The 10048-nt window shown below is 61.7% G+C and carries 10 protein-coding genes; 3 read left to right on the forward strand and 7 right to left on the reverse strand.

What is annotated here, in order from left to right; translation table 11 throughout:
- The 3 genes from PMI29_RS09925 to PMI29_RS09915 all read left to right on the forward strand — a co-directional run.
- The coding region (locus PMI29_RS09925) for an amidohydrolase family protein (RefSeq protein ID WP_008000448.1) at window positions 1–268 on the forward strand (268 nt) is incomplete at its 5' end.
- A gap of 109 nt (window positions 269–377) precedes the next feature.
- Window positions 378–1118, forward strand: coding sequence for a TorF family putative porin (locus tag PMI29_RS09920; protein ID WP_008000451.1), 741 nt, complete (start codon window positions 378–380; stop codon window positions 1116–1118).
- Window positions 1119–1164: 46 nt separating this feature from the next.
- Entirely contained in the window at window positions 1165–2553 is a 1389-nt protein-coding gene (locus PMI29_RS09915; RefSeq protein ID WP_008000453.1) for a purine-cytosine permease family protein, read from the forward strand.
- Window positions 2554–2689: 136 nt separating this feature from the next.
- Here PMI29_RS09915 and PMI29_RS09910 read toward each other — a convergent pair whose 3' ends face one another.
- From PMI29_RS09910 to PMI29_RS09880, 7 genes are all read right to left on the reverse strand, one after another.
- Window positions 2690–3406 (reverse strand): L,D-transpeptidase family protein, encoded by a 717-nt coding sequence (locus tag PMI29_RS09910; protein WP_008000455.1) that lies wholly within the window; start codon window positions 3404–3406, stop codon window positions 2690–2692.
- Complete coding sequence (locus tag PMI29_RS09905) at window positions 3403–4161, reverse strand: M15 family metallopeptidase (protein ID WP_008000457.1); 759 nt, start codon at window positions 4159–4161, stop codon at window positions 3403–3405. Before PMI29_RS09905 ends, PMI29_RS09910 begins: the two co-directional genes overlap by 4 nt.
- 33 nt (window positions 4162–4194) lie before the next feature.
- Window positions 4195–5184: a lipoyl synthase gene (gene lipA / locus PMI29_RS09900; protein ID WP_008000460.1), complete on the reverse strand. Its 990-nt coding sequence runs from the start codon at window positions 5182–5184 to the stop codon at window positions 4195–4197.
- Between the two features lie 169 nt (window positions 5185–5353).
- Window positions 5354–6610 carry a serine hydroxymethyltransferase gene (gene glyA, locus PMI29_RS09895; protein ID WP_008000462.1) on the reverse strand — a complete coding sequence of 419 codons (1257 nt, stop codon included), beginning with the start codon at window positions 6608–6610 and terminating at the stop codon, window positions 5354–5356.
- Window positions 6611–6642: 32 nt separating this feature from the next.
- Window positions 6643–7026 carry a glycine cleavage system protein GcvH gene (gene gcvH, locus PMI29_RS09890; protein WP_008000464.1) on the reverse strand — a complete coding sequence of 128 codons (384 nt, stop codon included), beginning with the start codon at window positions 7024–7026 and terminating at the stop codon, window positions 6643–6645.
- 403 nt (window positions 7027–7429) lie between these two features.
- Complete coding sequence (locus PMI29_RS09885) at window positions 7430–8938, reverse strand: sigma-54-dependent transcriptional regulator (protein ID WP_008000466.1); 1509 nt, start codon at window positions 8936–8938, stop codon at window positions 7430–7432.
- Window positions 8939–9007: 69 nt separating this feature from the next.
- On the reverse strand, window positions 9008–9922 hold the full coding sequence (locus tag PMI29_RS09880; RefSeq protein WP_008000468.1) for a LysR family transcriptional regulator: 915 nt from the start codon (window positions 9920–9922) through the stop codon (window positions 9008–9010).
- Between the last annotated feature and the right edge of the window lie 126 nt (window positions 9923–10048).

A 10048-nucleotide genomic window follows, 5' to 3' on the forward strand; every position in this document is an offset into this window, starting at 1 on the left:
CGACAAGTTGATGGACGTGCCGCTGCCTTTGGGTGTGCTCAATGCCAAGGAGAGCATCGACCGCCAGACCATGTTCTACGCCTACACCCTCAACGCCGCCAAAACCCTGCGTCTGGAGCAGCAGATCGGTTCGCTGGCACCGGGCAAGCAGGCTGACCTGATCATCCTCGACCGCGATGTGTTCAAGGTCAGCGATGACGACCTGTTCGAGACCAAAGTCCTGAACACCTTCTTCGCCGGCAAGCAGGTCTACGCGCCCGCGTCCTGACCTGCGTTCAACCGCACTGCCTGAAAACTGCCAGGCCCCTCGCATTGCGACGGGCCTGGCAGCGCCGTGGCTGAAATTCCCCGTACCCCCATAAAAACAAGAGAAGCGCATGAACGCACTTTCAGCTTTGACCCTCGCAGCACTGGCATTGGCGCCTTTGACCAGCCAGGCCCTGGCCCTCAACGATGACTTCAGCCTGGACATGACCCTGGGCGTCGTCAGCGACTACCGTAGCCGCGGCATCTCGCAGACCCTGGGCGATCCGGCGGCCCAGGCCGGCGCAACATTGCTGCACAGCAGCGGCCTGTACATTGGCGCCTGGACCTCCAATGTGGACTTCGGTGGCGGCTTCGATACCCGGCAGGAACTTGAGTACTACGCCGGTTACTACTGGCAGGCGACGGACGCGATCAGCCTCGATCTGGGCTACATCAAGTACGACTACCCGAAAAATTCCGAATTCAACCTGAGTGAGATCTACGCCATTCTCGACGTCTATGGCGTGAAGCTCGGCGCCTATTACTCGAAGGACACACCGAACGTTTTCGGTGAAGACCAGGACACCCTCTACACCTACGTCGGCTACAAGTTCACGCTGCCGGCCGAGGTCGGCCTGGAGCTGCGCGTGGGGCGCAACGATGTGAAAGACCCGGCCTTCTGGTCCGCCAATGGCGACAACCGCGAGGCCTACTACGAGTGGGAGGCCAAGCTGACCCGGGACTTCGTCGGCGTGACCTGGGGCCTGAGTTATGTCGACACCGACCTGACGAAAAGCGAGTGCAGTGGCTGGTATGGCTATGACGATCTGTGCTCGGCCACGGTGGTGGCGAGCGCCACCAAGAACTTCTAAGTTCTATCCCTGATAACAAAAACAGTTCCTCAAAGGAAACACCGTCATGAGTGTGCAACGAAGTCCCCTGATCGAAACCCGCTCGATCGATTTCATTCCCGAGGCTGAGCGTCATGGCAGTCTCTATAGCCAATTCACCCTGTGGCTTGGCGCCAACCTGCAGATCACTGCCATCGTCACCGGCGCCCTGGCCGTAGTACTCGGCGGCGATGTGTTCTGGTCACTGATCGGCTTGCTGATCGGTCAGCTATTCGGCGGTGCCGTGGTGGCGCTGCATGCGGCGCAAGGGCCGAAGCTCGGCCTGCCGCAGATGATCTCCAGCCGCGTGCAGTTCGGGGTGTATGGCGCGGCGATCCCGATTGTTTTGGTGTGCCTGATGTACCTCGGTTTCAGCGCCACCGGCGCGGTGCTGTCGGGGCAGGCGATTGCGCAGTTGATCAGCGTCAGCGACAGCGCCGGCATCCTGATTTTTGCGGCGTGCATCGCGTTCCTGACGATCTTCGGCTATCGGGTGATTCACCTGGTCGGGCGGGTGGCCAGTGTGCTGGGCATCATCGCTTTCGCCTACCTGTTCACCCGTTTGATGACCCTCAACGACATCGGCCTGCTGCTCGACAATCGTCATTTTGGCTGGAGCACCTTCCTGCTGGCGGTGTCGCTCTCGGCGTCCTGGCAGATCGCGTTCGGTCCTTATGTGGCGGATTACTCGCGTTATCTGCCGAGCAAGACTTCATCGTGGAAAACCTTCGCTGCCGTCGGTCTCGGCACGGTATTGGGGGCACAGGCTTCGATGGTGCTGGGGGTGTTCGCCGCCGCGTTGGCCGGGGCGAATTTCCGTGGGCACGAAGTGGCGACCATTGTCGGTCTGGGCAGTAGCGGGGTGATCGCGTCCTTGCTGTACCTGAGCATTGTGTTCGGCAAGGTCACGGTGTCCACCCTCAACGCCTACGGCAGTTTCATGTGCATCGCCACCATCATTACTGGCTTTCGTCGCCGCCTGGAAATCACCGCCCGCCAACGCATGCTGTTTGTGCTGCTGATCGTCGCGGCATCCACCACGCTGGCATTGCTGGGGCAGTACTCGTTCCTCAACTCGTTCAAGTACTTCATCCTGTTTTTGCTGACGTTCTTCACTCCGTGGAGTGCGATCAACCTGGTGGATTACTACTTCATCAACAAGGAGCGTTACGACGTCCCGGCACTGTCCGACCCGGCAGGGCGCTACGGTCGCTGGAACGTGCTGGGGATCAGCGTGTACGTGATTGGCGTGTTGATCCAGTTGCCCTTTGTCGACACCCATTTCTATTCCGGGCCGATGGTTGCGCAACTGGGCGGTGTGGATATTTCGTGGATCGTCGGGTTGTTGGTGCCGGGGGGGATTTATTACGCGCTGGCGAAGCCGTCGATGAGTGGCGTGGTGGTTGAGCGGGGTTAACACCGGAAAAGCGGCGAACTTTTGTGGCGAGGGGGCTTGCCCCCGTTTGGGGCGCGAAGCGGCCCTAAAAGATGGGCCTGCTGCGCAGTCCAAACGGGGGCAAGCCCCCTCGCCACAGGTTCGGTGCCAGGCGTGATTAACGTGCTGGCAGGCTCCAGCGCTGGCGCAATTGCTCGTACTGCGTTTCGGGCAATTGCACCAGCACCGGGGATTTGCCCGGGTCGATCCAGTTGAACAGCTGGGCGATATCCGCCGGGTCCATGGCCGTACAACCACGGGTCGGTGCTGTGGGGCCGCGCCAGATGTGGAAGAAAATGCACGAGCCGGCAGCGGGAATGGCCGGGGTGTTGTGCTGGATGAAAATGCCCTGGCGGTATAAGTCATCGTTGCGGCGCATGCGTTCGGAACTGGTCCAGTCCTTCGCAACCACCGCTCCGTCAACCAATTCGTTGTAGCGAACCGATTGGCTGTCGTCCACGCATTCGATAGTTGGCGTCAATGCCAGATAGGGCAGGCGGGTTTCGGCCGAAGGCGCGTAGCCAAACGCCGTGCCCAGCTTGAACATTCCGGCCGGGGCCTTGCCGTCGCCCTCCTGTTTCACCGGTCCTTCAGGTTGCCCGATGTCGAGCAACCCTTTGCCCCAGCCCATGCCGTTTTTGCCGAGCACCACCGCAAACGGCGCTTCGAATTTTTCAAAGGTCTTGCCGTGCCGCTCATAGCGCTGAGCAGTGGCTTGAATGTCATCCCAGTTTTTACTGGTAACCACGATCAGCTGATCGCTGCCGTCGAGTCCTTGGGCCAGAGCAACCCATGGAAAAAACAGCAGCAACAGGGTTTTGAGCAGATTGTTCATGGCGCCAACGGCGTAATGGGGAAGTCCATGACGTCCGGTTTCTGCGTATTCGCGCTGTACGTGAAGTGCCACCACTCGGCCGAATAACCGGTGAAACCCTCTTTTTCCATCGCACTGTTGAGTCGCTGGCGATTGGCTTTGGCCGTGGCATTGATCAGCGCCGAATCGGTGTGTGCCCGTTCATCGAAGCAATCGAAACCGGTGCCCATGTCGAGCGCGCCGTCGTGCCAGCGCTGGCCGTAAGGGGCGGTGCAATCCACCGGCGTGGCCGAAGGCGTCCAGGTGTCGGCGGGCAGGGCACCGGGGCCGGTCAGGGTCAGGTCGACGGTATTGCCCCGGGAATGATTGGACACCCGGGCCACGTAACCCAGGCGCCAGAAGTCCTGCTTGTCGACCCGTGGATAGAATTCGGTCTTGAGCGGGTCGCCGGGCTCGGTGGCGAAGCGGCCCATGTCCGCCACCGCACGCTTGGGTCGATAGCAGTCGAATACCTTCAAACCGTAACCCTCGGCTTTCAGCGCCGTTTGCACTCGGGCCAGGGCTTTGGCGGCGTCCACGGACAACAGGCACTCCGGCGCCTGATAACCGTCAAGCGGATGCCCGGTGAAATTGTGCGAGCTGGCGTAGCGGATGTCCTGTTCGATGCCCGGGTCGACCGCACGCAGATACACCATGTGCCCGGGTTTTGGTTCGTCGGCCATGCACGGCAGGGCCAGGCTCAGGCACAGCAACAACAGACAGGGTGAACGAGACATCGTGAGCGGCTCCATGCATGACCAGTCAACCCATCATGGCTTGAAACCGCCTGCACCTCCATGAAGTTGTTGATCGGCGTGATAGGACGAGCGCACCAGCGGTCCGGACGCGACATTCTTGAAGCCCATGCGCGTGCCTTCCTCGGCGAACCAGGCAAAGGTGTCCGGGTGCACGAAGCGTTGCACCGGCAGGTGGCTGCGGGAGGGTTGCAGATACTGGCCGAGGGTCAGCATGTCGATATCGTGCTCGCGCATGCGCTGCATGACCTCGATGACTTCCTCGTCGGTTTCGCCCAGGCCCAGCATCAGCCCGGACTTGGTCGGCACGTGGGGCACCGCGTGCTTGAATTTCTGCAGCAGGTCCAGCGACCATTCGAAGTCCGAACCCGGCCGTGCGGCTTTGTACAGGCGCGGTACGGTTTCCAGGTTGTGGTTGAACACATCCGGCGGCTCAGTGGCGGTGATTGCCAGGGCCACGTCCATGCGTCCGCGATAATCCGGCACCAGGGTTTCCAGTTGCACGCCGGGCGACAGCTTGCGGATCTCGCGCAGGCAATCGACAAAGTGTTGGGCGCCGCCGTCGCGCAAGTCGTCGCGGTCCACCGAGGTGATCACCACGTACTTCAGGCGCAGCTCGGCGATGGCCACGGCCAGGTTCATCGGCTCGCTGGCGTCCAGCGGCTTGGGCCGGCCATGGCCGACATCGCAGAACGGACAGCGGCGGGTGCAGATGTCGCCCATGATCATGAACGTGGCGGTGCCACCGGAAAAACACTCGCCGAGGTTGGGGCACGAGGCTTCTTCGCAGACGCTGTGCAGCTTGTGTTTGCGCAACAGTTGCTTGATCCGCTCAACCTCGGGGGAGATCGGCATGCGCACGCGAATCCAGTCGGGTTTGCGCGGGAGTTCATCCGTGGGAATGATCTTCACCGGAATCCGCGCGACCTTGTCCGCGCCGCGCAGTTTGGTGCCGATCTCTACTTTCGCCGGGCTCTTGCCGGTCGATTCGACAATGGCGTTCATAGTGCTTTCCTTGTGCAGCAGGGTACAGAACCGGTGGGAGACCCTGTGGGAGCGAGCTTGCTCGCGATGAGGCCATTACATTCAGCATTGATGTTGAATGAAAGTCCGCCATCGCGAGCAAGCTCGCTCCCACAGAGTTTTTTCCCACAAGGGGTTTTGTGTTGTGGGGTCAGTCGCGGTAGACCGGGAAGTCGGCGCACAGGGCGGCCGCCTGGCGGGCAACATTGGCCTCGATGTCGGCATCGCCCAGGTGATCGAGGATGTCGCAGATCCAGCCTGCCAGGGCGATGCTTTGCGCTTCCTTGAAACCACGACTGGTGATCGCCGGCGTACCGATGCGCAGGCCGGACGTCACGAACGGCGATTGCGGATCGTTGGGCACGGCGTTCTTGTTCACGGTGATGCCGGCGCGGCCGAGGGCGGCGTCGGCGTCCTTGCCGGTCAGGCCCTGGCGGATCAGGCTGACCAGGAACAGGTGGTTATCCGTGCCGCCGGACACCACGTCATATCCGCGCTCGATAAACACCTGCGCCATGGCCTGGGCGTTTCGGATCACTTGCGTCTGATAAGTCTTGAAGCCTGGTTCCAGCGCTTCCTTGAAGCACACGGCCTTGGCCGCGATCACGTGCATCAGCGGGCCGCCCTGACCACCGGGGAACACCGCGGCGTTGAGCTTTTTCTCCAGCTCCGGATTGGCCTTGGCCAGAATCAGACCGCCACGCGGACCGCGCAGGGTCTTGTGCGTGGTGGTGGTGACCACGTCGGCGTAGGGCAGCGGATTCGGGTACAGACCGGTCGCCACCAGGCCAGCGACGTGGGCCATGTCGACGAAGAAGTACGCGCCGACCTTGTCCGCAATCTGGCGGAAACGCGGGAAGTCCAGGGTCTTCGAGTACGCCGAGAACCCGGCGATGATCATCTTCGGCTTGTGCTCGATCGCCAGGCGCTCGACTTCGTCGTAATCGATCAGGCCGGTGGTGGTGTCGATGCCGTACTGCACGGCGTTGTACAGCTTGCCGGAAAAACTCACCTTGGCGCCGTGGGTCAGGTGACCGCCGTGGGCCAGGCTCATGCCCAGCACGGTGTCGCCGGCTTGCAGCAGGGCCAGATAAACCGCCGCGTTGGCCTGGCTGCCGGAGTGCGGCTGGACGTTGGCGTAGTCGGCGCCGAACAGTTGTCTGGCACGGTCGATGGCCAGTTGCTCGACCACGTCGACGTGTTCGCAGCCACCGTAATAGCGCTTGCCCGGATAGCCTTCGGCGTACTTGTTGGTCAGGCCGCTGCCTTGGGCTTGCATCACCCGCTGGCTGGTGTAGTTCTCCGAGGCGATCAGTTCGATGTGGTGTTCCTGCCGTGCATCCTCGGCATTCATCGCCGCCAGCAGTTCGTCGTCGTAGCCTTTGATCTGGTCGTGCTTGCTGAACATGGTGTGGTCCTTTTTCTGGATTCGTGGGGGCTTCAAGCGTCGGCGTGTTCGGCGGTCAGGCGTTCATAGGCGTCCAGATCCAGCAAGTCGCTCAACGCCTCGACATCGACCGGTTTGAAACGGAAGAACCAGCCTTCGCCCAACGGGTCTTCGTTGACCAATTCCGGGGTGCTCTCGAGCGTCGCGTTGATCTCGACCACTTCACCGTCCAGCGGCATGCCGATACTGCTGGCGGCTTTCACCGACTCCAGCACCGACACTTCAGCGCCTGCATCGAAGGCGCCCAGTTCAGGCACCTGAACGAACACCACATCCCCCAGCGCCTGCTGGGCGAACGCCGTGATGCCGACGGTGACCAGGCCATTGCTCTCAAGGCGCAACCATTCGTGATCGACGGTGAAACGCAATTCGCTCATATCAACTCCTTATTGTTTTAAGGCTCGTGGCGGGGCGACGAGCGGGGCTGGAGGAGTGATAGCAAGGGCGGTGCCAATGTTTATTAGTTGTTTTAAATCAATGGCTTGAAGTATTTTTACAAGAAGGGGATAACGAGTACTGTATTGAAATCAATACGGGTAAGTAAAGCCTCGGACGCAAGCGCCGTGATTGCTGGCAGGCAAGTGGTTGTCTTGATTTCGCTACGCTGTATCGATTTGCGAACGGTGAGCTCGAGCACGACTCAGTCCCCTGTGGGAGCGAGCTTGCTCGCGATTGCGGTGTGTCAGGCAACACTGATATCGGCTGATACGGCCTCATCGCGAGCAAGCTCGCTCCCACAGGGGGCAGTGTTGTGAGGGGGATTGTGTTCTGGCAGAGGTATCAGGCCTTGTTGGGAATCCCATACTTGCGCAAGCGAATGGCAATGGCGCTATGGGACGTCTGCAACCGCGCCGCCAGCAACCGACTGGACGGATAGCTGCGGTAAAGCTGTTCCAGCAGGTTCTTCTCAAAGTCGCCAACCGCTTCTTCCAGGCTGCCGACTTCGCCGTCGTTTTGCCGCTCGACGGCGGTGCGGGCAATGTCCAGGTCGTCGATGTCCACCAGCGGGTTTTCGCAGATCGCCGCTGCGCGGAAGATCACGTTTTGCAGTTGCCGCACATTGCCCGGCCAACGATTGCCGAGCAGGGCGCTGAAGGTGCTCGGCGCCAGGCGACAGGCCGGTCGCTGGATCTGCGCGCAGGCCTGTTGCATGAAGTGATTGGCCATCAGCAGGATGTCGTGACCGCGCTCGCGCAGCGGCGGTACCTGCAGGTTGAGCACGTTGAGGCGGTAGAACAGGTCCTCGCGAAACCGCCCTTCGGCGACCATTTTTTCCAGGTCGCGGTGGGTCGCGCTGAGCACCCGCACATTGACCCGGACCTCTTTGTCGCCCCCCACCCGACGGAAGCAGCCATCGCTCAAAAAGCGCAGCAACTTGGCTTGCAGATAAGGCGACATTTCACCCACTTCATCGAGGAACACCGTGCCCTGATCGGCCAGTTCCAGCAGGCCGAGCTTGCCGCCCCGTTGTGCGCCGGTGAAGGCGCCGGGGGCGTAGCCGAACAACTCGCTTTCGGCCAGGCTCTCCGGCAGTGCCGCGCAGTTCAGGGCCAGGAACGGTGCATCGTGCCGTGGGCTGATGGCGTGACAGGCGCGGGCCACCAGTTCTTTGCCGGTGCCGGTTTCGCCCTGGATCAACAATGGCGCATCGAGGGCTGCCACCCGTTGCGCGCGGGCCTTGAGCGCGCGGATCGGCGGCGATTCGCCGAGCAGCGCATCGAAGCCTTCGGCATGGTCGTGGTGCAGCGCCGACAGGCGTTCGCCGATGCGATTGGGTTGATAGAGGGTGAGCAGGGCGCCGGCGTCGGTGATCGGCATTGCGTCGAGGAGCAAGGTCTGGCCACCGAGGCTGACCTCGTGCATGGGCAGGCGGAAATGATGGGCGATCAGGGTGCGCTGCAAATCGGCATCGTCGAACAGTGCGGTCAGCGATTCACCGGCCGGTTCACGGCCGCAGAGGGCGATCAGCGCCGGGTTGGCCAGCAGCACATGACCACGGTCATCCACCGCCAGCACCGGGTCGGAACTGGCGGCCAGCAATGCGTCCAGTTGCAGGCGCCGGCGTTGCCCCGGGAGGATGTCGACCATGGTCACCGCTTGCACGCCGTGCACGCCGAATAGCGCTTCGCGCAGCTCCTCCAGCACCTCGGTACCGAGGGTCGGCGCATCGATGTAGACGTTCGGCGGGACCATCTCCACGGCGTCCAGGTTGAAACTGCGTCCACCGAGCAGGGCCAGCACTTCCTGGGTGATTCCGACGCGGTCGATGAAGGTGACGTGGATGCGCATGACGGGCCTGCAAGGTTGGCGAACTAAATTCAGTATGCCCGGCAAAATTTCAATTTGGCGAGTGTCACCTCACGGCGTGCCGGTTTTACGGGCGCTGGCGGCCAGGTCCTCGAGGAACGCCTGGAGGATGGGCGGCGGTGCCGTACCGCGTCGGGTGATCACGTCGAACGGCGATTTCAGACGCAAGCTCGCGGGTGCCAGTTGATGCATCTCACCGCTCTTGACCCATTGGGCGGCAAAATGCTCCGGCAGAAAACCCAGGTAGGCGCCGGAAATGATCAGGATCGCGGTGGCTTCGATGTTGTCCACGGTGGCGGCCGCCTTGCTGACGCCCAGGTGCTCGAGGTCGTATTGCTGCATGTAGCCACGCACGACGATCCGCCCGGCAGCGACTTCTTCGAGCAGCTCCTCACCTTCAGCCTGGCTGCCAAACAGCGGGTGGCGCCGCCCGCAATACAAACCCAGGGCTTCCTGGTACAGCGGCGATTGCAGCAGCCCCGGCACATGGATCGGGAAGTGCCCGATGGCGAGATGAAGTCGACCGTCGAGCACCCGCTCTTCGAGCTCCGCCGGAGTGCCGACGTACACGTTCAGGTGCACGTCATGCCCGCGGGAGACGAAGCGCTGGGTAGTGCGCGGAATCGGCGAGTAGGGGTCGGTAATCGTGGTGTCGATGATCCCCAGGTTGAGCTTGCCGCTGATGTGCTGTTTGAGCACGTCGGCGTCCATGCAGAAGTTTTCCACCGCCGACAGCAGGCGCTGGGTGGCTTCATGAATGGCCACCCCTTGCTCGGTCAGACGGAAGCCGCTGCGCCCGCGCTGGCAGAGTTTGACCCCCAGGCGGGTTTCCAGGTGGGTCATCTGTTCGCTGATGGTCGACTGCCCGGCATTGAGCGCCGCCTGCGCGGCCGAGAAACCGCCGCAGCGAACAATCGTGGCAAACACCCTGAGCAGTTTCAGGTCGACATCGTGCAGCTGGATCATCTTGGACCTCCGGCCTGTGGATGCATCGGTAATACCGATATGAGTATCTGATGTTTAGCATTTTTTCCACGAAAACCTGCGCCCATAGTCTTTCCAACGGCGGTCGCCTTGCAGTCCGCCAAGCCG

Source organism: Pseudomonas sp. GM49, assembly GCF_000282355.1.
In the GTDB taxonomy this organism is placed as follows: domain Bacteria; phylum Pseudomonadota; class Gammaproteobacteria; order Pseudomonadales; family Pseudomonadaceae; genus Aquipseudomonas.

What these genes read in the sequence shown, in the direction of transcription:
- PMI29_RS09920 (WP_008000451.1), top strand. Translation starts at nt 378, where the DNA reads ATGAACGCACTTTCAGCTTTGACCCTCGCAGCACTGGCATTGGCGCCT.
- PMI29_RS09915 (WP_008000453.1), top strand. Translation starts at nt 1,165, where the DNA reads ATGAGTGTGCAACGAAGTCCCCTGATCGAAACCCGCTCGATCGATTTC.
- PMI29_RS09910 (WP_008000455.1), bottom strand. Translation starts at nt 3,406, where the DNA reads ATGAACAATCTGCTCAAAACCCTGTTGCTGCTGTTTTTTCCATGGGTT.
- PMI29_RS09905 (WP_008000457.1), bottom strand. Translation starts at nt 4,161, where the DNA reads ATGTCTCGTTCACCCTGTCTGTTGTTGCTGTGCCTGAGCCTGGCCCTG.
- lipA (WP_008000460.1), bottom strand. Translation starts at nt 5,184, where the DNA reads ATGAACGCCATTGTCGAATCGACCGGCAAGAGCCCGGCGAAAGTAGAG.
- glyA (WP_008000462.1), bottom strand. Translation starts at nt 6,610, where the DNA reads ATGTTCAGCAAGCACGACCAGATCAAAGGCTACGACGACGAACTGCTG.
- gcvH (WP_008000464.1), bottom strand. Translation starts at nt 7,026, where the DNA reads ATGAGCGAATTGCGTTTCACCGTCGATCACGAATGGTTGCGCCTTGAG.
- PMI29_RS09885 (WP_008000466.1), bottom strand. Translation starts at nt 8,938, where the DNA reads ATGCGCATCCACGTCACCTTCATCGACCGCGTCGGAATCACCCAGGAA.
- PMI29_RS09880 (WP_008000468.1), bottom strand. Translation starts at nt 9,922, where the DNA reads ATGATCCAGCTGCACGATGTCGACCTGAAACTGCTCAGGGTGTTTGCC.